Annotated in this window: 26 protein-coding genes; 1 reads left to right on the top strand and 25 read right to left on the bottom strand. The window is 46.3% G+C overall.

The features are described from left to right. Positions 1 to 305: 305 nt before the first annotated feature. From HQM11_12990 to HQM11_12885, 22 genes are all read right to left on the bottom strand, one after another. Entirely contained in the window at positions 306 to 995 is a 690-nt protein-coding gene (locus HQM11_12990; GenBank protein ID MBF0351942.1) for a hypothetical protein, read from the bottom strand. Positions 996 to 1,005: 10 nt separating this feature from the next. After that, positions 1,006 to 1,461, bottom strand: a complete 456-nt coding sequence (locus HQM11_12985; GenBank protein MBF0351941.1) for a hypothetical protein — start codon at positions 1,459 to 1,461, stop codon at positions 1,006 to 1,008. Positions 1,462 to 1,466: 5 nt separating this feature from the next. After that, positions 1,467 to 3,173 (bottom strand): urease subunit alpha, encoded by a 1,707-nt coding sequence (gene ureC / locus HQM11_12980; GenBank protein ID MBF0351940.1) that lies wholly within the window; start codon positions 3,171 to 3,173, stop codon positions 1,467 to 1,469. Continuing rightward, on the bottom strand, positions 3,170 to 3,541 hold the full coding sequence (locus tag HQM11_12975) for an urease subunit beta (protein ID MBF0351939.1): 372 nt from the start codon (positions 3,539 to 3,541) through the stop codon (positions 3,170 to 3,172). Before HQM11_12975 ends, ureC begins: the two co-directional genes overlap by 4 nt. A gap of 81 nt (positions 3,542 to 3,622) precedes the next feature. After that, positions 3,623 to 3,847: a DUF2283 domain-containing protein gene (locus tag HQM11_12970; protein MBF0351938.1), complete on the bottom strand. Its 225-nt coding sequence runs from the start codon at positions 3,845 to 3,847 to the stop codon at positions 3,623 to 3,625. A gap of 3 nt (positions 3,848 to 3,850) precedes the next feature. After that, positions 3,851 to 4,087: a hypothetical protein gene (locus HQM11_12965; protein ID MBF0351937.1), complete on the bottom strand. Its 237-nt coding sequence runs from the start codon at positions 4,085 to 4,087 to the stop codon at positions 3,851 to 3,853. Further along, complete coding sequence (ureA, locus tag HQM11_12960) at positions 4,088 to 4,390, bottom strand: urease subunit gamma (protein MBF0351936.1); 303 nt, start codon at positions 4,388 to 4,390, stop codon at positions 4,088 to 4,090. It abuts the gene before it with no gap. 23 nt (positions 4,391 to 4,413) lie between these two features. Beyond that, positions 4,414 to 5,019: a HupE/UreJ family protein gene (locus HQM11_12955; GenBank protein MBF0351935.1), complete on the bottom strand. Its 606-nt coding sequence runs from the start codon at positions 5,017 to 5,019 to the stop codon at positions 4,414 to 4,416. Between the two features lie 205 nt (positions 5,020 to 5,224). Beyond that, positions 5,225 to 5,920: an urea ABC transporter ATP-binding subunit UrtE gene (gene urtE, locus HQM11_12950; protein ID MBF0351934.1), complete on the bottom strand. Its 696-nt coding sequence runs from the start codon at positions 5,918 to 5,920 to the stop codon at positions 5,225 to 5,227. 15 nt (positions 5,921 to 5,935) lie between these two features. Next, on the bottom strand, positions 5,936 to 6,697 hold the full coding sequence (gene urtD / locus HQM11_12945; protein ID MBF0351933.1) for an urea ABC transporter ATP-binding protein UrtD: 762 nt from the start codon (positions 6,695 to 6,697) through the stop codon (positions 5,936 to 5,938). After that, positions 6,681 to 7,784 carry an urea ABC transporter permease subunit UrtC gene (urtC, locus tag HQM11_12940; protein ID MBF0351932.1) on the bottom strand — a complete coding sequence of 368 codons (1,104 nt, stop codon included), beginning with the start codon at positions 7,782 to 7,784 and terminating at the stop codon, positions 6,681 to 6,683. The genes urtD and urtC overlap by 17 nt, the downstream gene beginning before the upstream one ends. Positions 7,785 to 7,872: 88 nt before the next feature. Continuing rightward, a complete protein-coding gene (urtB, locus tag HQM11_12935; protein ID MBF0351931.1) occupies positions 7,873 to 9,507 on the bottom strand; it encodes an urea ABC transporter permease subunit UrtB in 1,635 nt (544 codons plus the stop codon). A 107-nt stretch (positions 9,508 to 9,614) separates the two neighbouring features. Next, on the bottom strand, positions 9,615 to 10,901 hold the full coding sequence (gene urtA, locus HQM11_12930) for an urea ABC transporter substrate-binding protein (GenBank protein MBF0351930.1): 1,287 nt from the start codon (positions 10,899 to 10,901) through the stop codon (positions 9,615 to 9,617). A 312-nt stretch (positions 10,902 to 11,213) separates the two neighbouring features. Next, the gene (locus tag HQM11_12925; protein MBF0351929.1) at positions 11,214 to 11,486 is read right to left on the bottom strand and encodes an AraC family transcriptional regulator; all 273 of its coding nucleotides are present in this window, start codon (positions 11,484 to 11,486) and stop codon (positions 11,214 to 11,216) included. Positions 11,487 to 11,598: 112 nt separating this feature from the next. Beyond that, the gene (locus tag HQM11_12920; GenBank protein ID MBF0351928.1) at positions 11,599 to 12,399 is read right to left on the bottom strand and encodes a hypothetical protein; all 801 of its coding nucleotides are present in this window, start codon (positions 12,397 to 12,399) and stop codon (positions 11,599 to 11,601) included. Continuing rightward, positions 12,396 to 13,052, bottom strand: coding sequence for an SCO family protein (locus tag HQM11_12915; protein ID MBF0351927.1), 657 nt, complete (start codon positions 13,050 to 13,052; stop codon positions 12,396 to 12,398). The genes HQM11_12920 and HQM11_12915 overlap by 4 nt, the downstream gene beginning before the upstream one ends. Further along, complete coding sequence (locus tag HQM11_12910; protein ID MBF0351926.1) at positions 13,028 to 13,735, bottom strand: hypothetical protein; 708 nt, start codon at positions 13,733 to 13,735, stop codon at positions 13,028 to 13,030. Before HQM11_12910 ends, HQM11_12915 begins: the two co-directional genes overlap by 25 nt. A gap of 11 nt (positions 13,736 to 13,746) precedes the next feature. Next, positions 13,747 to 15,918, bottom strand: coding sequence for a hydrogenase iron-sulfur subunit (locus HQM11_12905; protein MBF0351925.1), 2,172 nt, complete (start codon positions 15,916 to 15,918; stop codon positions 13,747 to 13,749). Positions 15,919 to 15,947: 29 nt separating this feature from the next. Further along, positions 15,948 to 16,298 (bottom strand): hypothetical protein, encoded by a 351-nt coding sequence (locus tag HQM11_12900; protein ID MBF0351924.1) that lies wholly within the window; start codon positions 16,296 to 16,298, stop codon positions 15,948 to 15,950. 519 nt (positions 16,299 to 16,817) lie between these two features. Continuing rightward, entirely contained in the window at positions 16,818 to 18,371 is a 1,554-nt protein-coding gene (locus HQM11_12895; protein ID MBF0351923.1) for a cbb3-type cytochrome c oxidase subunit I, read from the bottom strand. A gap of 14 nt (positions 18,372 to 18,385) precedes the next feature. Continuing rightward, a complete protein-coding gene (locus HQM11_12890; GenBank protein MBF0351922.1) occupies positions 18,386 to 18,949 on the bottom strand; it encodes a cytochrome C oxidase subunit II in 564 nt (187 codons plus the stop codon). Positions 18,950 to 18,967: 18 nt separating this feature from the next. Further along, the gene (locus HQM11_12885) at positions 18,968 to 19,117 is read right to left on the bottom strand and encodes a hypothetical protein (protein ID MBF0351921.1); all 150 of its coding nucleotides are present in this window, start codon (positions 19,115 to 19,117) and stop codon (positions 18,968 to 18,970) included. Between the two features lie 437 nt (positions 19,118 to 19,554). Here HQM11_12885 and HQM11_12880 point away from each other — a divergent pair, with 437 nt between their 5' ends. Then, positions 19,555 to 21,252, top strand: coding sequence for an acyl-CoA dehydrogenase (locus tag HQM11_12880; GenBank protein MBF0351920.1), 1,698 nt, complete (start codon positions 19,555 to 19,557; stop codon positions 21,250 to 21,252). A gap of 98 nt (positions 21,253 to 21,350) precedes the next feature. Here HQM11_12880 and HQM11_12875 read toward each other — a convergent pair whose 3' ends face one another. The 3 genes from HQM11_12875 to HQM11_12865 form a co-directional block, all read right to left on the bottom strand. Beyond that, a complete protein-coding gene (locus HQM11_12875; GenBank protein ID MBF0351919.1) occupies positions 21,351 to 22,349 on the bottom strand; it encodes an endonuclease/exonuclease/phosphatase family protein in 999 nt (332 codons plus the stop codon). An 8-nt stretch (positions 22,350 to 22,357) separates the two neighbouring features. Then, positions 22,358 to 23,566 (bottom strand): hypothetical protein, encoded by a 1,209-nt coding sequence (locus HQM11_12870; GenBank protein ID MBF0351918.1) that lies wholly within the window; start codon positions 23,564 to 23,566, stop codon positions 22,358 to 22,360. A gap of 110 nt (positions 23,567 to 23,676) precedes the next feature. Continuing rightward, positions 23,677 to 24,150: an SET domain-containing protein-lysine N-methyltransferase gene (locus HQM11_12865; protein ID MBF0351917.1), complete on the bottom strand. Its 474-nt coding sequence runs from the start codon at positions 24,148 to 24,150 to the stop codon at positions 23,677 to 23,679. Positions 24,151 to 24,277 lie beyond the last annotated feature (127 nt).

Genomic DNA, 24,277 nt, shown 5'->3' with positions numbered 1-24,277 from the left:
ATTATCGGCTTTTTGCTTTTTTAAAAAAATAGACCGCTTTTTCGATTTCTGGGGATGTGTTGTTTCGAGTTGGAAGGAAAATTCGTGTTAGATCTGCGCTGGTAATCATTTCACACATAATTGCTGCCCCTTTGAAAAGGGGGACTTCCCGGCGACGAATTCCTTAAGTTGATGACATTGCCCGGGACGTAACCCGGGGCTACCATTCTTTTTTTCTTTCGTGTTTCTGATGTTTTTCGTGTACTTCGTGGCTAAAAAAATACCTGCACAGCTTGAAATCTTGCTGAGGAGGGAAACCATGGAGGTTATGACCGAAACAGGCGGGAATACAGAAACGGATGATTCATTTGTGCGATATCAACGACGGGCGAAAAATTCAGCAGGAGGGGAGCCTCTGAATCAGGAATCAACCGGGTAATTCGGGCTAAATCTTTCAATCTGGCATTGAGAACCGCCTGTCCCTCCTGTTGACCAAAGGACATCAGGCGTAATGCCGCGGAAATCATCCCGGTCAGACGAATATAGCCGTAACTCAACAGAGCCGCTTCACCATTCAGTCCAGCCACACTTAACAAGACCGCGTAAACCGTGATTGAATTGCCTTTCAGTTGCCCCTGAAGGATTTTTTCATGCAATTGCTCCAGATCGGAATCAGGATATAAAGGAAGACTGGTTTTGAGGAGTCGCTTGCCCAGGGTATGGGAGCTTTCACGGGCTTCAGAAGAGGGTTTCAGGGCTGTCAATTCATGATCAATTCCGCTGAGAGTGTTCCAGTTTTTCTGATGCCAGGCCGTCATCACGCCCAACAGCGCCGGACCTTCACAGAACCGGAAGGTGTGCCCACACCAGGATTCCATCCATTGATTGAGTGTCTGACGGTCCCTCACCCATTGATGAGCAATGGCTGTTTCCAGTCCATCTGAATAGGCAAAGGCGCCCACCGGAAAAAAACTGTCGCAAATCTGAAGGGCATTTAACCAGGTTGTGGCATCCATGATTTGAAGCTTAATGAGTGTGGCCGCTCACTTTGATGGCAGGACGGAAGGCACGGACCGCCTTGCGAAAAGGAACTTTCAACTGAAGAAGAAGCATACTAACCGCAGGTTCATCCATACATACCAGTTCATTTTCTGTGATCATCAAGGCCTGATGTCTGTTGCCGATCTGATAAGCCCAATAGGCCCATTGATATTGGGTGAGCGGGTTGATAAGCAGAACTTTTTCATTGGCTTCCACTACTTCGATCAACACATTTTCTGCTTCCAGTATCAAACAGTTGCCCTGTTCGAGAACCGTCCCTGAAGGAAGGGACAGACCAAACTCCAAACCTCCATCCGTTTGCCGTTTTCCGTGACTCCGACAGCGGTCCTCCCATGTCAGCGTGAGCGTATCATGTTTCATTCCTTCCGGAATTTCCTTGTCAGGCAAGGCTTGCAACAACGTTTCAATCACAGTCATCATTGTACTCAAAATAGAAAATACCGCTGAGCCAACGGTAAAATCAACGCCGGCTCACAAGTCAGAATCTGGCCGTCAGCCCGTACTTCGTAAGTGTCTGGATTCACTTCAATTCGAGGTTGATAACTGTTCAGGATCAAATCCTTCTTGCCAATGTTCCGGCAGTTTCTTACAGGAACAGATTTTCGCCTGAGATCATTGAGCGAACCATTGACGATGCCTGCCTGTGACACGAAATGCACACTGGTATGATCCAGCGCTTGTCCGTAAGAACCGAACATCGGTCGGTAGATCACGGGTTGCGGTGTGGGAATCGAGGCGTTGCCATCACCCATCACCGAACCGGCAATGAATCCCCCCTTGATGATCAGTTCAGGTTTGACACCGAAAAACGCGGGTTTCCACAGCACAAGATCCGCCATTTTACCAATTTCGATCGAGCCGATGATATGACTCACACCATGAGTGATGGCGGGATTGATCGTGTATTTTGCAATGTAACGCCGGATTCTGAAATTATCATTGGAACCTTTGTCTTCAGGAAGCGCTCCTCGTTGTTTTTTCATCTTGTCCGCTGTTTGCCAGGTACGGCAGATCACTTCTCCAATCCGGCCCATCGCCTGGGAATCGGATGAAATCACACTGAAAGCCCCCAAATCATGCAGAATATCTTCGGCGGCAATGGTTTCAGCCCGTATTCGTGATTCCGCAAAAGCGACATCTTCAGGAATTGAAGGCGACAGATGGTGACAGACCATGAGCATGTCCAGGTGTTCATCCATGGTGTTTCGGGTAAAGGGCATGGTCGGGTTGGTCGAAGATGGCAGTACATTGGCTTCGCCGCACAGTTTGATGATATCAGGCGCATGACCGCCGCCGGCGCCTTCGGTGTGGTAGGTGTGGATGGTGCGTCCCTTGAACGCCGCAATGGTGTCTTCCACAAAACCTGCTTCATTCAGCGTGTCGGTGTGGATGGCCACCTGAACATCAAACTCATCAGCCACACTCAGGCATTGATCAATCGCGGCCGGAGTTGTGCCCCAGTCTTCATGGAGCTTGAGTCCGAGCGCTCCAGCCTTGACCTGCTCCCGCAAAGAATCCGGCAGTGACGAATTGCCCTTCCCCATAAACCCGAAGTTCATGGGAAAGGATTCCACCGCTTCATACATTTTGCGGATGTTCCACGCACCGGGCGTGCAGGTCGTGGCATTGGTACCGGTCGCAGGGCCAGTGCCGCCGCCAATCAGGGTGGTGATGCCGGAATAAAACGCTTCAGGGAATTGATTGGGTGAAATGAAATGCACATGCGCGTCAATCGCTCCGGCTGTGAGAATCAGGCCTTCTCCTGCCATGATTTCAGTAGAGGCCCCAATTTCCATGCCTTGGGTAACCCCTTGCATGATGCCAGAGTTGCCAGCTTTGCCAATGCCGGAAATCAAGCCATCCCGAATCGCCACATCCGCTTTATAAATTCCGGTGTAATCCACAATCAGCGCATTGGTAATGACCATATCCGGAGCCCCCTGATTTCTGGTCACGGAAGACGATTGTCCCATTCCATCCCGAAGCACTTTTCCGCCGCCGAATTTGCATTCGTCGCCATACACGGTGTGGTCCTGTTCCACTTCCAGCCACAAATCAGTATCAGCGAGTCTTACCTTGTCTCCAACCGTCGGGCCAAAATGGTCCGCATACACATGCCGATCGATTTTCATGAGTTTCCTTTCGCAACAAATGACTTTATGGCGTCCATGGCAGTTTCACGAAGCTGAGGATCATCCAGACTGCCGTTGATGAGGCCGTTCAGTCCCCAAATCTGCCGTGTGCCGCCCAACGCGACGAGTTCTACTTCTCTGGAATCTCCGGGTTCAAAACGCACGGCGGTTCCTGCGGGAATATTCAGACGCATTCCATAAGCCTGTTCCCGATCAAATTGCAACCAGCGGTTGACCTCAAAAAAATGGAAGTGAGAGCCAATCTGTACAGGCCGGTCTCCGGTGTTGCTGACTTCGAGAGTCAGCACCGGACGATCCACATTGGCCTCAAGGGGTTCTTGTTTTAACTGATATTCACCTGGAATCATGGAGTTCCTTGCTCTCAATCTGTAGATGTTGAAGTTTAAATATTACAGGATGTCATGAATAGCTCTGATACCAGCGTTGTCTCACGCGACCTGTTCAGCATAACCTTTGGATTCTTGTATCTCCTGGTATGAAAATTCCCATAACCCTGCATTAGTTTTTGCATGTTCAATTGTCATGGTTATTAAATTTCCATCTTGATCCAGATCTACATAAACATTTTCACTGATTTCTTTTGTCTCAAACACTGTTTTTTGGACAAACTCAATCAATGCCGTGTCTGTATCAGCAAAGTATTTAACTTTCATATTTTACCTTTCTTTGAATGAACGATCGAAAAAAGCATTATGAACAGTTTCCCCATCTTCTAACAGAATGACACGCAGATACTTGTTTTCTTGCTCAATTTTCCCCCATTTTCTTATTCTGCCATCGGATTGTACTTCTGTTCTGTAGGGATGTTGAATCACCAATTCGATCCACTCTTCCTTAATACTAACTCTATCAGATTTTGTCCGGGTATAGTTAAAATATTCCGTTGTCTTCATTTACACCACCGGATGATGGACCGTGACCAGCTTGGTGCCGTCTGGAAAAGTGCCTTCCACCTGAATCTCATGAATCATTTCCGGCACGCCTTCCATCACATCATCCCGTGCTAAAACAGTTTTGCCCAGACTCATGATTTCAGCGACAGTTTTGCCATTGCGGATTTCCTCCAGCAATTCCGAAGTGATCAGGGCGACGGCTTCAGGATAATTGAGTTTGAGTCCACGAGCCTTGCGTTTGCGTGCAAGTTCACCGGCCATAAAGATCATCAGTTTATCCATTTCCCGAGTGGTTAAATGCATTGGATTCCTTTCAAGAAACAGATTCAGGCAACGGTGGACGCGATCAAGGTCAAGCCGGCAAAAGCAGTCATTCCACCCAGCGCAGTGGTATATTTCCGTAGCAGGGATTGCTTCAGAAAGTAACCCGTTCCCATTCCCGTTCCATGCAGAAGCGCCGCAGAAATAATCGCGCCCAGAGACCACATAAGCATTTGTGAATCCGGTTGAATTTCACTTCCATGAGCCTGCCCATGAAAAAAACCGAAAGCCACGGTCAGAGTCATAGCAGTCCATTGAGGCAAACGGGAGCGTGCAGAAATGAGCACTCCCAGAATGAACACTGAAGCGGCAACACCGGTTTCAACCATTGGTATCTGCCATCCCTGAATTCCTGAAAGCAGTCCGGTTGTCATTCCTGAAAGAAACACCAGCGGTAAAACCCAGAGTTGTTTTCCACCACGTTGAACGGCCCATAATCCGAGAACCAGCATGGCCAGCAGGTGGTCCATGCCTGTGAACGGATGCAGGGAGCCTTCCAGCAAACCACCATGTTCCAGCATATTGGTATGCGCCAATGCGATTCCGCTGGCACTTGTAAACGCAAGGGTGGCAAGCAGGGTTTTTAATTTTGTATTACTGAAAAATTTCATAAGGATCTCCTGGTTAAATTTATAAAGAAATTGTTTCTGGTGACGGCAACCTATTCAAGCCATCGCACGGTGTCATTCCGTGCTTGACACGGAATCCATCGGCGCACTCCTGGATCCCCATTTTCACGGGGATGACATCGTGGCGGGCCACAGGATTTCATCACCAAATTATTTACAGCAGGAAGAAATTCAGAAACAGGCTTTCTCAGACAGCAAGGTGTTTCTGAATCAATTTGTCATCCAGAGCATCAATCGAGTCTCCGGCGACAATACGGCCTTTTTCCATGATACAGAATTCTTTGGCAACTCTCCGGGCAAAGGGAAGTTTCTGTTCGACCAGCAAAACTGTCAGTTTTTCTTCCTGATTCAGTTTGATGATGATGTCGCCAATATCATGAACAATGTTGGGCTGAATGCCTTCAGTGGGTTCATCCAGAATGAGCAGATCCGGATTGGTGGCCAGCGCCCGGCCAATGGCCAGTTGCTGTTGTTGACCGCCTGAAAGGTCTCCCCCTCTGCGGTTTGCCATGTCCTTGAGCACCGGAAACAGATCATAAATTTTTTCAGGAACAGTTCGGACCTTGTCACGCCGGGCACTCAGGCCCACCTTGAGGTTTTCCTCAACGGTCAAAAACGGAAAGATTTCCCGTCCTTGCGGGACATAACCGATACCGGCTTTTACCCGGACATCCGAAGAACTGTCCTGAAGTTCCTGTTCATCCAGTTTGATACTGCCGTTTTTAATTTGCAACAGTCCCATGATGGCTTTCAACAGCGTGGTTTTTCCCACACCGTTTCTTCCCATAAGACAGAGGCATGTTCCAGATTTTATTGTCAAGTCCACATCCCACAGGGTATGACTTTCACCATAGTACTGATTCAATCCTTGTATGGATAGCATAACTTCCTCGAATTTTTAATTTCCCAAATAAACTTCCATGACCTGTTCATTGTTTTGAATGTCTTCCATGGTGCCTTCCGCCAACACGCTTCCTTCATGAAGCACTGTGACATTCCGTGCGATGGAGCGGATAAATTCCATGTCATGTTCCACCACAACCACCGAGTGTTTTCCCGCAAGATCGGTCAGAAGTTGTGCGGTTCTGTCCATTTCCTGCGGAGTCATTCCAGCCACTGGTTCATCGACCAATAGCAGTCGGGGGTCCTGCATCAACAGCATCCCGATTTCCAGCCATTGTTTTTGTCCGTGAGACAGCAAGCCCGCGTTCCGATGGATTTCATCTTTGAGTCCAATGGTTTCGAGCACAAAATCAATCCGATCCTTTTGTTCCGGAGTCAGTTGAGCGAACATGCTGAACCAAACGCTTTTGTTGGAATTGACAGACAACTCCAGATTTTCGAACACCGTGTGTTCCTGATAAACCGTTGGTTTTTGAAATTTTCTGCCGATCCCTGTCTGAACAATTTCATTTTCGGAAAGTTGAGTGAGATCAATCTTCTGTCCAAAATAAATGACACCGCTATCGGGTCTGGTTTTGCCGGTGATCACATCCATCATGGTGGTTTTGCCGGCCCCGTTAGGGCCAATGATACAGCGTAACTCACCATCATTGATATACAGGCTCAGTTCATTCAAGGCCTTGAAACCATCAAAACTGACCGAAATTTTTTCCATATACAGGATAACCCCATGCCGGACATCAATGATGTTTTCCATGTTTCACTCCCTGACTGATCCGTTGCAACAAGCCCACGATTCCCTGAGGAAAATACAGGGTGACCGCAATAAACAGTACGCCGAGAAAATAGAGCCACAAATCCGGAAACATGGCAGTGAACAGGCTTTTGGCACTGTTTACAATTCCTGATCCGACCAAAGCTCCCAACAGGGTTCCTCGTCCGCCGACCGCCACCCAGATCGCCATTTCAATGGAGTTTGACGGTTGCATTTCACCGGGATTGATGATGCCGACCTGCGGCACATACAGCGCTCCGGCGATGGCGCACAAAACAGCCGACAGGGTCCAGACGAACAATTTATAATTGGTGGAATCATAACCTGAAAAGCGTACCCGTTGCTCGGCGTCACGGATCGCCATGAGGATTCTTCCCAGACGGGACGTGACAATGAATCGTGACAGCAGATACACACTGCCAAGCATGAAACCTGTGAGAATGAACAAGCCGACTTTGGTGCCCTGATCCTGCAATGAAAAACCCAGAATGTGCTTGAAGTCGGTAAGCCCGTTGTTGCCGCCAAAACCCATGTCATTTCTGAAAAAGGCCAGCATACTGGCATAGGTCATGGCCTGGGTGATGATCGAAAGGTAAACACCCTTGATTCTGGAATGAAACGCGAAATAGCCGAAAATATAGGCCAGCAACCCCGGAATGAGCAGGACCATCAGCATGGAAAAATAAAAATTATCAAAGCCATACCAGTACCAGGGCAATTCCTTCCAATCCAGAAACACCATGAAATCCGGCAGTTCACTGCGGTAAACCCCTTCTCCGGACATGGCCCGCATGAGATGCATGCCCATGGCATAACCACCAAGCGCGAAAAATACCCCATGCCCCAGACTGAGAATGCCGGTGTATCCCCAGATCAGATCCATCGCCAACGCTACAATGGCAAAACACAGATACTTGCCAATGAGCGGAATCAGATAATCCGGAACATGCAGTGCGGAATCAACCGGAACAGCCAGATTGAGAACAGGCACAAGCACCAGCAGACTCAGCAGACATGCGGCAAAGAAGGCCCAGCCTGTTTTTGAATGAAGTTCAGAAAACCGTTTCATAATGCCTCTATGATTTGTTATTCACTCAATCGTTACGAATTCTCTGCTTTCAGCGGTCAGTGTGCTGAAAACTGATGGCTGAATGCTATTATTCATCAGCCGCTCTGCCTTTGAGAGCAAACATTCCCTGAGGGCGTTTTTGAATGAACAGAATGATAAAAATCAGCATGAGAATCTTGGCAGACACAGCCCCGGTCAGCGGTTCCATGAATTTTGAAATCACGCCCAGACCCATCGCGCTCAGAATGGTACCAATCAGTTTTCCGACTCCGCCAAGCACAACCACCATGAAGGAATCAACGATATATCCCTGTCCCAGTTCCGGATTCACGTTGCCAATCTGTGACAGCGCCAAACCTCCCAGTCCTGCGACGCCAGAGCCAAGCCCGAACGTCCAGGCATCAATTTTTGATGAGGAAATACCCACGCACGAAGCCATCTGTCGATTTTGAGTCACAGCCCTGACCTTGAGTCCCAGTTCGGTGTGCTGAAACAGATACCAGACAGCGGTAACCACCATAATCACAAACACGATGATCACAATTCTGTTATAAGGCAAAACCAGTCCCTGAGACACATGAATGCCGCCGGAGACCCATTCCGGATTGGCGACTTCCACATTCTGGGCGCCAAAAATGAGCCGGACGGTCTGGATCAACAACAAACTGAGTCCCCATGTCGCCAGCAGGGTTTCAAGGGGTCTGCCATAAAGAAAACGTACCACCAGTCGTTCCATCAGAACCCCGGTCAGGGCAGACACCATGAAGGCGGTGGGAATGGCCGCGAGGAGATACCACGAAAACCAGTCGGGCAAATATTGATGAAAAAAGTTCTGAATCACATAGGTGCTGTAGGCTCCCAGCATGAGCATTTCCCCATGAGCCATGTTGATGATTTTCATCAGGCCAAAGGTGATGGCCAGACCGAGGGAAACCAGAAGCAAAATGCTTCCCAGACTGATTCCACGGAACAGATTTCCAGCCATTTCATACAGCATGAGTCTGGAATTGATCGCGCTCAGCGACTTGTTGACGGCTTCCCGAATATCCGCATCAGGTTCAGTCCACTGGCCTTCGCCCGTTTGTTCCAGCAACGGTTCCAGCAGAGATTTGGATCTTCTGTCGCCTGATTCGCCAATGGTTTTAAGGGCGTTGATTCTGGTGAATTTGTCATCACTTTTCATTTCATTCAGTGCCAAAGCCAGGGTCATGACATCCCTGACCTGGCGGTCTTTTTCAACAGTCAGCGCTTTTTTCAGGGCGTCCACAGCGTCAGGGTTGTTTTTTTCCACCAGTTCCTGAGCCGCCTTCAAACGTTCCTCGATGTTGGGCGAAACCAGTTGAAGCTGGGCGATCACCGGAGCAATCGCCCGGCGAACAGAATTGTTGATAGCAGGAGATGAAAAGGAATCGGAAGATTCTAGTTTAAAACTCTGTCCTGTTTTGGGATCCAGAAAGTTTGTGGAACTGGTTTCATCCTGAATCAGTACCAATCCCTCAGGAGTGAGAAAAAGTCGTCTGTCTTTCAAGGCCTGAAGCACAGGCAGAAAAAATCCGTCATTGATTTCAGCAATTTTGTCGATGGTTTCCTTGATAGTCGTCCGGCTTTCTGACACCAGTCCGTGAAGTATGTCATCCTGTTCATCAGCCTGTACAAGAGAAACAAAGAAAAATAAGAATCCGGGCAACAGTATGAAATATTGCCAAAGTCTAGCAATTTGCATAATTTTCCGTTAGATGGAACAAGACGCTTTGTACCGGCACAGCGCTTTTGACGGCCTATCATTAGCAGTCCGGCGCAAAGCGTCTCTTCAAGAGATCAAAGAGGGGATCAATATTTGGCTTTAGTACAGTTTCCGCAAACCCAGGGATAGGTCCAGTCCGCGATTTTTTTGGCACTGTCTGGAATGTAGGGACTCCATGCTTCAGCCCGGATCGGCATTTTGGTTTGCCATACGATTTCCAGTTGTCCATCTTCCTGAATTTCACCAATCATGACAGGTTTGTGGAGGTGATGGTTTTTGGCATCCAGTTGAATGTCATAACCTGAAGGTGCGGTGAACACCTGAGTTCCCAAAGCCTGACGAACCGCGTCAATATCGGTTGTACCTGCCTGAAGAACGGCTTGTGCCCACATATTCACGCCGATATAAGTGGCTTCCATGGGGTCATTGGTCACACGTTTGTCTCCGCCTGGAAGTTTGTTTTTCTTCACATAGGCTTTCCATTTGCTGATAAACGCGTCATTGACAGGATTTTTGACGGACATGAAGTAATTCCATGCGGCCAGATGTCCAACCAGGGGTTTGGTGTCCATTCCACGAAGCTCTTCTTCACCCACTGAAAACGCCATCACCGGCACATCTTCAGCCTTCACCCCCTGATTTGCGAGTTCCTTATAAAACGGAACATTGGCATCCCCATTGATGGTGGAAACCACTGCTGTTTTTCCGGAGGCGGACCATTTTTTGATGTCAGAAACAATATTCTGCCAATCCGTGTGTCCAAAGGGAGTGTAGGTTTCGTAGATGTCTTTATCAGCCACATTTTTGGATTTCAAAAACGCGCGCAAGATTTTATTGGTCGTTCGAGGATACACATAATCTGTTCCAATAAGCATCCAGCGTTTGGCGCTTCCACCATCGGCACTCATCAGATATTCCACGGCTGGAATTGCCTGCTGGTTTGGAGCGGCACCGGTATAGAATACGTTATAGGAAGATTCCTCGCCTTCATACTGCACAGGATAGAACAACAGACCATTGAGTTCTTCAAACACAGGCAGGACGGATTTTCTGGAAACAGAAGTCCAGCAGCCAAAAACTACCGATACTTTGTCTTTCTGAATCAATTCTCTGGCTTTTTCAGCAAACAACGGCCAGTTGGAGGCGGGATCAACCACTACGGGTTCGATTTTCATTCCCAACAGACCACCCTTGTCATTCAGTTCATCAATCGCCATTAACGCCACATCCTTGAGTGAGGTTTCACTGATAGCCATGGTTCCGCTCAGTGAATGAAGGATTCCAACCTTGATGGTGTTTTTAGCGGCCTGTGCCATAAGCGGCATGACCACCATAAAAAATACCAGAACTGACTTTGCCCACTTGTTGCTCATCAATGAGTGATTCATATCAACTCCATAAAATTGTTTTTAGTTATCATTGTTTAATCAGGTCAGATTCAACAGGAATGAGTCTGAATAACTCACACTTCATGAATCGCCTAATAAATAAACAACATCATCAGGGAACGATCCCGGAAACCATTTATCGCAAGAACAGGGCCATGGGGCTGATGTTTGGTGTGAGTGTGTGCAGTTTGCTGTAAATATTGAGTTTATTTTAAATAAAATTTGGGGCTTTAAGCTGTGAGGGTGTTTTTTATCAAAATATTTTATACAAGGATCAATATTGTGATTAAAATTTAATCACAAATACCGATTTGAAGAATAATCAGGCGGGGAGTCGTCACGTGCCTCATTCCGAAAAGTACTAGGTGAAGTTCCTGTCCATCTCTTAAAAGCATGTGAAAAGCTGGCGGGCTCCTGGAAACCCAACAAACAGGAAATCTCCTCAATACTCCAATGGGAGGTTTTGATATAGGAAAGGGTGCATTCCAATAGTGTGATTTTCTGTTTTTTCGACAACAAATCACCACTATAAGGGATTTTAAGAATTTTTATGCAGTATTTGACTACAATTTATGGTTTTAGGAATCGCTCATCAACAACATTCCTAACTATAAATATTCCTCTCCATAGCTTTGTTTTGGTTGGTTGGAGGCAAATGGGTAAGTTATTTCTGTGCGATTCCTTAGGGTTTATTTTCAGTATTTTCCGAGACTCTATTGTCAGCATAATGAAGTAAAAACAGTTCGTCGAGATATGATTCTATATCCTCGATTTCGTTGTCATGGGATACAATTTCCAGCTCATCATCGTTCGATTCAGCCCTTTGTTTCAATTGCTCTCTGACACGCCGCAAAGGATGAATGACGATAAACTGTAAGCCCATATAGGTTCCAATCAGTAACAGGCCAACCATCATGGTGTTGGTCACAAACAGATCTTTCACAAAAAAGAACAGTTTGCTGTCATGCAATTTGGACAAGGGCACCGTGGAAACAGCTAATCCCAGCACATAACCCAGGGGGATCTCTTCTTTTCCATTTTCAGCAAGATGACATTCCTGACAGACTTCAATGACTCGCAGGGGATAGATATATTCAAATTCCTTTTCAGTTTTGTTCAATAGGGGAATTCCCGTTTTTAAAACCTCTTCTTCCATTGAATTTTCAGGATTTCTTGTGGGAGCATTTCCATATTGAAGGGTAATGGATTTACTGCGCCGCAGTGTTACCGGAATATCAGGATCTTCACCAATTTGCAGCAATGCTTTTCGGACAACAGCCTCATCCCCATCGGCGATATTCGCCACAATATGAATAATTTTTTCAAAGGCGATCATATTCTGCTTCATGTCAAATTCTATGGACATTTCCAGAAAACGGTCCACCTGGGGAATAAAATAAAATTTTGCGCAAATCACCACCAAGACGCCCGTAACGCTCAGCAGCATGACCCATTTGCCATTGATAGTCGAAAAATATTTCATAACTGCTCCTGTGCCAAGAGTTCCTTAATCTTCTGGTTAACCATCTCCGGTTTCGGATTGCCCCAGATTTGTTCTTTCAATTGTCCCTGTGTGTCAAACAATCCAATCATGGTCGCATGAGTAATCTGGTCGCCATTTTTAATGATGGGAAAGTTCAACGGTTCGGTCAATTTTAGTAAATTTTCCTGGGATCCTGCCAGAAAAGACCATTGAGGCGCCGGTGATTCAAAGGGCAAACCATATTGTTTCAGTCGTTCCGGTGTGTCATAGTCAGGGTCCATGCTGAACAATAAAAATTGTGTTTTGTGTTTTACACGATCATCCATCCAGTCTTCAATTTCCTTGAATTTAAGCACCAGCAATGAGCATGTGTCCGTACAGCGTGTATAAATAAACCCTGCCACCAGAATTTCTCCCCGCAAATCATTAGCCGATAATGATGTCATATCCTGAGTGATCCAGTCGGGAATAAAATCGTAGAGATTGATTGACGGAACAGGCCTTGGCACTGAAACATTGTTTGTTCCGGAAAACGCTTCCGCCAACGTCAATGTTTGGGGTTGTGAGTAACGCCAGAATCCCCAAATCAGCAGGGGCGAAGCTGAAATCAGGGAAACTGCCAGAATTCTCAGGAAGAAAAGTCGAATTTGCATGAGGCTCCACAATCCATGGCGTGTTCTTCAATGGTTTGAATAATGATCTGGCTGTAAAGTGGACGAATATCCTTCAGAAACTCCGCCTGTTTCCTGGCTGCATCGAATTGTGTGGTTGAACGGGCCAGGAACAGACCATAATGAAATCGACTGAGTGTTCCCTCAGGAGCAATATCAAGCGCCTTTTTGAATTCTTCTTCAGCCCGCATGGTGTTTCCCAACCGTTCCCAGATCAGTGCCCGTCTCACCCACGCCATGAACAATCCGGATTTTTTTTCAAGTGCCTGCCCATACCAATCCAGGGCCTCTTCAGGTTGATGCTGGAGTTCAGCGATCACACCTTTTTGAAAAATCAACCGTGGAATTTTATGAGGATATTCGATGAACATCAGTTCCGCGTCAATTGTGGCCAGATCGAAGGGAATTCGGGAGTTTCTGATTTCCAGATTCCTCGTGAATTGTTCGGCATATTTTCGGCTGTCTTCTTCCGCCATTGCTTTCGGTAGTTCTTCGATGGCATGAAACCAGTCTCCAGCCTGATCGAGTGTTTCCACCACCTGAAATCGCCATCCAGCGTTTGAGGCTAAAGGCGGACTTTGGCGGATCCATTGAACCGAAATGGCAAAGACAATGGCCGTGAAAAAAAAACAACCCCATGTCCAGACAGTTTTAAACCGTTTCATAACACCTCAAATTACCGGGTTCGGAAAAAGAATTTTTCCTGTTCTTCATGATAATCCACAAACAGAATCTGTCGGGATTTCAATGAAACAGAAGTCTCAAAATGAATTCCCGCCTGACGTTCAGGATTCAGTGAATCGTTCATTTGCAGAGTCAGTTGATGATCACCGGAAGGTACTGGCAAATCCAGATTGACATAGGTCAGACCATCCTTGTTGATTCCTGCCGGTTGAAATTCATGATCCAGCACCTGTTTGCCGTTCAAGACAGCAACCAGACGTACAGGAACGCGCTCCCGCGGACAAAGCAACGCTGAAACAAGATGCGAAGATATTGCCTGAGTCTGCCCTTTTTCTGACACATTATCCTTGCGGGTCATCTGGTTGATACGAGACCGGATTTCATTTGAACCCGTTTCCAGATTGTTCATGTCGCAGGACACAATATCGCTTAAATGGAAAAAGTTGATTCTCAGCAATGCGTCTGTTTCCGGCAGTTCATACATGTTCCATTTCCAGGGATCCAGAACCCCGATTGCGAAAACCGAGACAAAAATGATAGAAATCATGGCAACCACCAGGCCTGCCAACGGTTTCCCCCGCATTTTCAGTGGCAGAAAAACGCCTCTGTTGTTTTTAGGGATTTTGTTCTGAGTCCAGAGGTCAAGGTGAGATTGCGCCTGTTTGAAAAATTCAGAATATTCCAGTTTGTTGAAACCAAGCGACAAAACAGGTTTCTGTTCGTGTTTCAGTCTCAGTTTGGGCAAACGTTTTCCTTGGAGTCGTTGTTCCAGCCAGAGATTTCCTTCCTTGTAATAACAGTCATGAGGCCTGCATGCGGCAATGATGATACCCGCGGCACCCTTGTCAAAGGCGTTATGAATGAAAGCCGGTCCGATTGCGCCTGCACAGGGAACGGATAGGATCCTCAGTCGAGTTTCTCCTTTAAGGGTCATCGAATCCTGTTCCAACGCGTCAACCGAATTCTGGCAGAACACTCCCAGATAAGGCGCGGAACCATCCTGAAGCGGTCGTTGCAAGGCGTTTGTGAGTGTCTGCTCCAGACTTTCAAGCGTCATGGTTGTCAGATTCATTGAATGATAGTTGCAGGACCCGACACAGTTGCCGCAACCGGAACAACGATCCTCGATGATGACGGATTCCAGTTTATATTTCTGGCCATCCGTTCTGGGCCGCATATAAATCGCTTCATAGGGACAATCTTTCGAACAGGTCGCACAACCTGTACAGTGTTCCAGATCCACTCTGGCAACATCAATCGGAGTTGGTTTTCGATACCACGGAGCCAGCGCCAGAAAGATAAACACGAGAAGCGTTGATCCCAAAATGAGATAAGGAGAAGTGTGTTCAATGATTGGTGTGAAAAACAGATAAAACCAGTCCACATTTTCAATATGGGGCAAGGCCATAAAATTGAGTTTTTCACCAAGGGCAACAGGGAATAGCAAACTGAAGCCGATCAGAAACAGCACCAGTCCCAGCATGAGTGACGACGGCGGCATCAACGAAGGTCGGGAGATGCGCATCACATGAATATACAGCAGAAAAATGAAGCCTATGGGGATCAGAATATGAACCGCCAGCATGATCCAGATGATCCAGGTTCCAAGCAACTCGATGGATGAAAAGGATCTGGGCAGATCAGGGCCGAACACTTTGAGTGCCGCCAGCAATCTGGAGGTGTTGAACGAAACAAACTGGGAGCGGGTATCGCCAATCATCATGTGTCCCGTCACGCCTTCGAGCACAATGAAAAACAGCAGCACCACGCCTGAAACCCAGGCAATCCAGCGGTATTGACGGTATTTATCCTGCACGAAAATACGGACCATGTGCAACACCGCGAGTACCAGCATCATATCGGCGGCATATTGGTGCACACTGCGAACCAGATTTCCCATGAAAGCTTCATCGTTCACATAACGCACCGATTCATACACACTCTCCACAGAAGGGGAATAGTAGAGAAACATATAAACACCCGTTACTGAAAGAATGATCAGAGCAAAGAGTGTCAGGGGGCCAAGAAAATAGAAGGGATTGTTTTTTTCAGAAAACAGGCGGTTCCACTGAGATTCCAGCATCATGAACAACCGATGCCAGATCACATGCCATTTTTGATAAAGGCTGGAGGAAGATGTTTGCTTTTGCGGAGATGGAGTCATAATTTTCACTGAGGCTCAGGTGAGTGCAATTATTTTCTGGAATGATCCGTGACCCGGAAAATGAAACTGATCGTTCCATAAAAAACGCCTAACACCACAATAAAAATCGTGGTCATCGCCATTTTCCCTGAAATCATTTCCCAAGTACTTCGCAGACGATAACCCCATTGTGTTTCGCCGGGACGTAACTTGTTGGCCCAACCGCATAGTGACGCGATTTTTTCCCAGTCAATAATACCCGTGCCGGTAAGCCGGAAAACAATTTCATTATAAAAGGCAACATAGCTGGGCAATCCAAGCAGGACCATGCAGGCAAACGCCAACAGCAACAGCAACCATGTCTTGATTGAAAAATACATGACATCCTTGAAGAACAGCATATCCCTGAGGGGACAGCGGCCATAGTCATTGTTTCGCCAGTGTCAGATGGTTGCCGGTAAAGAAAATGCGGAAATCATCGAGGATAAATACCGTTTCGAAGACGGTAGCATCGGGTTACGTCCCGATGAAATTCCACGGTTTGTCGCCTTCCCCGGGACGTAACCCGGGGCTACCGTTCTCGGTATTGTTCTGAACGGCTTGCGCCATTCACTGGCGAAGCGATGACTATAGCCGGGACAGCTTTCAAATAAAAAACCAGGTTCTGCCTGTTTAGAAGGAAGGAGGCCTTCAATTCAGACAAAACCTGGCACGGGAGTTTTTTAAATTAGCGCAGAAACCAGTTCTCACTCAAAGCGATCCAGTTCGTGGTATATAAAATCACAAACCACGCAAACCAGATGAGGGTGAGAACAAATGTTCCCGGAGCATGAAATTTTTCTTTTTCCTGACTCATGGAATCCTCGTATTGATCAGGTTAACAACAGGCGGTTGTTTCCAACCGCGTTATGAGCGTACCATCATGCGGATGGAGTGTGTTTAATCATTTCTGAGGGAATTCTTTTTCCAAAAAATGCTGTGAGCGCGGCAATCACACAGAAAATCAGCAATCCGATAAACGCCATGATCGCACCAAGGCCAAGCAGGCCAAGCATGGTTGTGGCGGTTGCGCTGAACGGAACCTGAAAAATCGCTGTTGAGAATGTCACGTCGTAATGTCGTCTTGGAATTCCGAGAATTCCGGCAAAGGTCATTCCGAAAGACATGATGGAAATACCAATTCCAAATATCCACGGTTGGTATTTTGCGAGACCTTTTCCAATCAATTCACGGCGCATGACCAGCGGAAGCGCATAATAGGCCAGGGCCATGAAGGCCAGGCTGGTTCCACCGACAACCGTCACATGGAAATGTCCCGGAATCCTTAAAGTATTGTGTGACATGATGTTGATTTGCTCAACACCCTGGGTGACGCCGGTAACACCACCGCCAAACCCGAATATCACAATTGAAAGCGCCATGCCCGCAAAGGCCGGATTGCCCCAGGGAGCTTTAGTCAGCCACTCGAACAGACCATTGGTGAATCCTTTTTTGCGTTGTGCTGTTTCAATCGCCGCAGGAATGGAGAACGCGTGAATCATACTGCCAATGGTTGCCGCATAAATCACATAGCTGGTGTTGAACATGCGGAAACTTGCGCTGAAACCGGGGTCCACCAGTAAGTGATGCACTGAAGCGACGTTGATACCAATGAGATACAACAAAAACGCAATACGACTGAATTTTTCATTCACAGGAACAGCGCCCACTGTCAAAGTACCGATGAGATACCAGATGGAAACCATTGCCGCCAGGTTGATTTGTTGCGCTGAGTGGCCAAATCCCCAGAATCCCAGACGGTACAGTCCCGGATCAATCGAATTAAGCCAGCCCATGGCCCAGACCCATGTAGGAATATAGGTGATCGCACCGGAAACCAGCGTGAATACCGCAAGAATCACCGCAATCAGGATTCCGAAGGTGAATAGCGGATAGCTTCCCTTGTGATAACCTTCTTTTTTGGCGATGTACAGGGTTGCCAGAAAGTGAAAACAATTCAGCAGGGTTCCTACCGCAAACAGAATGATTCCCAGATAGTAATTGGGATGCGCCTGAAGTGGAGGATAGGAGGTGAACATCACATCCGCGTTTCCGCCGAAAATCATGGCATTGGTCATCAGCGCGCCTACAAGCATCAAGGCGTAATTCAGCCATCCGAACCAGGGCGCGGGCAACCGGCTGCCAAGCACAGCGGTTGAGGCAAAAATCAGCCCCGCCATTTCAAAAAACACGATCCAGAACACCAGCATGTTCATGCCATGAGCGGTCACAAAGCGATAAAACAGATCCGCGGGAAGCAGATGCACCGCAGGCCAGCGGGTCAAGGCAATCAGGATCGCCATGATACCGCCCACCAGGAGAGATACCACCGCTGTCACCGCATGCACATAAAACAGTTTTTCACCGGGAAGATGCACTTTCAGCCCGGTGGTTCTACATATTCTGAATTCATTTTCGTAATTGTTTGATGCCATATCAGGACTCCTTCCTACTTAACAATTATTTTGCCGATCATATTGTGATGCCCAATCGCACAGTATTCATTACAGATGATAAAGGATTCACCAGCTTCCCTTGGTGTGATAGTGACCACGAGGTCATATCCTGACAGAATCTGAAAATTGATATTCTGGGGTTGTAGCGAAAATCCATGTTGATAGTCCATGGATGACATATGGAGGCGATACTCACGCCCTTTTTCAAGCTCGAGGATTGGATAAAATTCCCAGGCTCTGGCCCGGAGATAAATATCTTTGACACCCGGACCGGGGCTGACAACTGGAACCGGCAACTCTACGACTTGTGAGCCAAAGCGTTGTTTGACAATTTCATCACGCACCTTGTTTTCCTGAACAAACTGTTCCGTCAGTTCATTGTATCTTTCCGGAGTCACTTTATAGGATTCATGGGTGGGATTCTGTTTACCAAAAAGATTATAGATCGGCATCATCAAAAACAGCACCAGAGCCGTAGCGATACAAATCTTGATCCAGATTTTTTCATCCGGCCCCAAAGGCTGCCACCAATTCTTTTCAGGTATAAAAATACTCATTTTGTTCTCCTCATCCGGTTAGTTGATTGTTGGAACATTCATCAGTTCAATAAAACCCCACACCAGGTAGGACAAAGCAGACCAGCCCACATGAAATGCGAGCAGTAAAAAATCATTGTCCATAATCTTTTGCCATGGACTGATCACCTCATTATCGATTGCACCCATATCCTTCTCCTGAAAGAATATTAACTTAAATTGCATGAAAGCCTGTTGAGACCTGCACTTTATAGAGTAACCAGCCTTTTTCCGGATATGATGAATGTCATACTTTCCAGACTTTCTTGGGCATCTTTCAAAAAGCCTGAATTTTAGTTTACAGTTTGCCTTTCAAGGTCCACCTGCCTGCCTGTGCGAAAACGACAGCAACGTGTCAACTACTTTTGAAAGGTGCCTAAAATTTTTATCAAAAGGCTTCCAGCCCCAGTTCCCCAACCTGGACAATTTTCTAGCGAACCGTCAGTTATTATTAACAGGATAAAACTTGGGCTGGATTATGGACTTTATTTTCAGGATAACCATCTTGTTGGTATTGAGTTCTTCTACTATACCGGCAAAAAACAGATACTTCGAATCTCTCTGAAAATTTCAATAAGGAGCCACACATGTTATTGTTAAACCCCTCAAAAGAAAAATTTGAACATCTGGACGAAGCATCCCGTCAAATTGTGATGAAGACTGTTGCTTTTTTTGAGAATCGTGGAAAAGCAAAGCTGAAACATGACGATCATGAACGCTTGTGGTATGCGGATTTTCTGGAGTTTTCAAAAAATGAAAAATTATTCGCGACATTCCTTACTCCGGCTCCCTATGGCTCAGAAAATCAAAGATGGGACACCTACCGTAATTGTCAGATCAATGAAATTCTGGGGTTCTTTGGCTTGAGTTACTGGTACACCTGGCAGGTCACTATTCTGGGGTTGGGACCAATCTGGATGGGGGCTAATGAGAACATCAAAAAGAAGACCGCGGAATTACTCAAGGAAGGAGGAATCTTTGCTTTCGGATTGTCGGAAAAGGAACATGGCGCGGATATTTATTCCAGTGATATGTTTCTGGCCGCTGATGGAAAGGGCGGATATACAGCCAACGGGAGTAAATACTACATAGGAAATGGGAACAAGGCTGCTCTTGTTTCAACTTTCGGGAAATTCAAGGAATCCGGGGATTATGTATTTTTTGCGGTAGAATCCAGTCACGAAAAATATGAATGCGTCAAGAACGTGGCAAACTCCCAGAACTATGTGGCCGAATACAAGCTGACAGATTATCCTATCACCGAAGATGATATCCTGACTAAAGGAACAGACGCCTGGGATTCCGCGTTGAACACGGTCAATGTCGGGAAGTTCAATCTGGGATGGGCCTCCATTGGAATTTGCACACACTCGCTGTATGAAGCCATCAATCATGCCTCAAAACGGAGATTATTTGATCATTATGTCACTGATTTTGTGCATATCAAACAATTGTTTGTGGATTCGTATGCACGGTTGATCGCCATGAAACTGTTTGCGTTGCGGGGTATTGATTACATGCGGGCCGCTTCCAGTGAAGACCGGCGTTATCTGCTGTATACACCCATGGTTAAAATGAAAGTCACAACTCAGGGTGAGGAAGTCATGAACATGCTGTGGGATGTCATCGCGGCTAAAGGCTTTGAAAAAGACATGTATTTTGAGATGGCTGTTCGAGATATCCGGGCATTGCCCAAGTTGGAAGGAACAGTGCATGTCAATATGGCGCTGATCATTAAATTCATGGCAAACTATTTCTTTAAACCAGGTGAGTTTAAGGAAATCCCGACAATGAATAAACCTGTGAATGACAGTTTCCTGTTCAATCAAGGGCCAACCAAAGGTTTGAGCAAGATCAAATTCCATGATTACAGACAGGTCTACAACAGTGTGAATCTGCCCAACATCAATATTTTCAAAAAACAGATCAAACTGCTGAAACTCCTGCTGGTTGCCGCAAAGCCCGGTAAAAAACAGATTGAGGACATTGATTTTCTGCTGATTCTGGGAGAATTGTTCACGCTGGTTGTTTATGGACAACTGATCATTGAAAATGCCCGTCTGCTGAAAGTGGAAGACGATATTCTGGAGCAGATTTTTGATTTCATCGTCAGAGATTTTTCCAAGTTTGCCCTGCAACTTTATTCCAAAACAAGCAGTACCGCGCCACAAAGGAGTCTGTGCAAATTAATGATACAGAAAGCTGTGGTTGATACGGATCGTTTTGACCGAATCTGGACGAAACATGTGTACACTTTGAAAGATCAGTACACCATGAATCCATGATCTGGTTGAACGTTACGGCAATTTTTTGGGGGAGCCAATTTTTGGTCACAAATTGTAGGGGCAAACCTGTGTGTTCGCCCTGATTCCGGGAAGATTTGTCACAGTTGCTGAAAGTTGTCGAATTTCAACTGAGAAATCAGTGGTAAATGATCTGAAGCCTGTAGGGTGTTTCGATCGTTGAGAATATGTGATTCGATCACTTTAAAATGATCGGACGCGTAAACATAGTCAATTCTGACTGAGGGGCTCAATCTTTCATAGGGAACCCCCAGTTTTTCATTGGTGTCAAACCAGGTGAATGCGGAAAAATTCCCGGGATTCATGAGTTTCCATGTGTCCGTCATATATTCCCTGAACGAAGACATTCCATGAAATCCTGCCTCAGCGGCACGTTCCATGATGTGTTTTTTCCTGCTTTCCGCCAGTCGATCCTCATATTCCTTGTAGTGGTGTGAATACCAGAAACTGCCCTGATGGTGTAAGGGTGCCTGTTCATCCGCGAAATCTTCCCAGTCCACCGTATTGAAATCGCCCATCAGAATGGTGGGTTCCGAAAGTTTTTTCAAAACATTTTCCCATAGATAGCGGGTTTGATTGAAGCGGTCTTCCACGGAAAGTCCCAGATGGGCAACCATCACATGAACAGATTTTCCCTGATATTGGACATGGGCTTCAATGACCACACGTTGGTCAGCCACACTTTCCAGAAAAATCGTGTTGGTTTTTTCAAGTGGATATTTGGACAGCAGAGCGACACCATAAATATTATCTTTGGTTTTCGGGCCGAAATAACTGTACATGCCCAGTTTGTTAGCCAACCAGCGGACCAGATCATAGTTGGACGAAATCACACGGTTTGTATCGGATTCCTGCAATCCCAGCAAATCTGGATTCTCGGCTTGAATAGCTCTGAGAAACAGCGTTGGATCGACTTTTCCCGCATTATTGAATCCCTGATGGATATTGTAGGTCATCACTTTCAGCGTTTCTGCCGGGGTGACCGGTTCAGGAGATTTCTGATTCAACAGATAAATGATACTGAGCAGTGACAGAAAAAAAGCACTCAGAGTGATGATCCATGTCGAAATTTTTTCCATACATTCCTTCAGTCACGAGATTGCAGATCATTATAAATCCGGCTGTTATAAAAAACAGACGTGGTGATATAGACCAGACTGGCACCTGTCAGGAGCGGAATCAACTGCCCTTTGAGAAATAGTCCCGGTGGGCCAACATGCGCCCAGACCAACGTTGCTATGGATAAAAACAGGATCACCAGAAAGGTGATGATGCCCACCACCGTCAATCGGATAAAATGGATGATGGAATAATTTCTGGTTCCAACAATCTGAAACAGAATAAACATATCCATAATCAGGGAACTCAGGGCAATGCCGGCAAGAAACTGGTATAATCCGTAATCCATCCATAAAATATCAATAATGGCCAATAATTGTAACGCATTCAGAATAACTTGAGAAACCGGATGAAACAGCAATTTTCTGACAAGGGACCATTGCAGTAGCATGATCATCACGGTGAGACACACCACACAGGAAAGAATGACCACGTTATAACTTCCCTCTGTCCAGCGGATCGCGGTACCCGGAGTTCCCAGCAGAATGAAAAACACACTGAGTAGCAATCCCAGACAGATTCCAGGCCAGAAACTCGATACGGGCTGTCCTGAACGCTGAGTGACACGGATGGAAGGCAAGGATTCAAGGATGTGGAGATAGTTGACACACACACAATACAGGGCCATCGCGCAAATCAACAAGGTGAACCATAAAGGACTCAGCGAAGACTCAGGTGAGATCCCGGTGATTCCGACAATGGTAATGTCCAGGGTATCACCAAGCACACACAGTGTGATGTCCGTCAAGATGGCCAGCACGAGTCCGATAATGATGGCCCATGGCATTGTATGCATTTTATGTTTGGCATGAAAGGCGTAGTAAATCGTTAGAAATGAGGGGAAATAGGTTCCAAAAGCGATGATCACAACCGCATGAAAGAGCATGTATAAATTGGCTTCAGAATGCAGGCTTCCATAAAGACGGTGCAGGATAATGGCCACTCCGGAAACCAGCATCACCATGTTGACATTCAGTTCCTTGAGGAACACCATCAGCAATGGCGCCAGAAAAACAGCCAGATATCCCACCGAGGGACTCATCCCCATGCCGGTCAGGTTTTCATAATAGATTGTAGCGATGAATTGACGGGTAGATTGGAAATACATCAGTGCAATCAGCGCAAAAGCCAGAATGAAATTATGATTGCGCCGGATCAGATCCTGTTTGGTCTGCATACATCCCCTTGAAAAAACGGTGTTTACAAAAACTGAAAAGAGGAGCAATCCCCGGTTGCTCCCGGTTTATCCCGAAAAATAAAGGTGATCTGATATGCAGTTTACCGACATCAGGATTGTGGCGGTTGCAACACCTGCAGAAGTTTTTGGGTGGAATTCCAGATGTTTTCCTCCCAGTGGTAGCCAATGATTTTTCTTCCTGTGACCGCATCATCAAAACCGATGTCATCGCCCGGTTTAATGAGATAGCGGTAATCAATGGTCAGTTCATCTCCCGGTTGAATGGGTTTCATACAAAAGACAAATCCAAGATGCCACATTCCGTTGGGGTCAAATGAATGGTTGATATAACATTCATCAGGCCAGTCTGGTGTTAATGAATAAATATTTTCAAACCAGCACACCGAGCTTTGATATTCGATGCTGTCGGTTGGCAGTTTTTTCAGTTCAGTATCATCTATAATCCGATCAATGCCGTCAGGAGCCACTATGATTTTCCCGGGTGTGACCTGTTCCTCAACAAACAAACCGTTTCCTGCACATGGAATTGATGATTGACCGACACGATATTTGACACGAAACATGATTACTCCTGACAAATTTGGTTTAAAAAGGAAATCCCCTTTTACAAAAAATTATCATTTCATGCAGGGGATATTAAAAAACGGAGCAGAAAACAGGGGCGTTTTTACTGTTCCGTAAAAAGAATGT

It is taken from the genome of SAR324 cluster bacterium, from assembly GCA_015232315.1.
Taxonomy (GTDB): domain Bacteria; phylum SAR324; class SAR324; order SAR324; family NAC60-12; genus JADFZZ01.
This window is presented reverse-complemented; position numbering and strand designations above follow the sequence as displayed.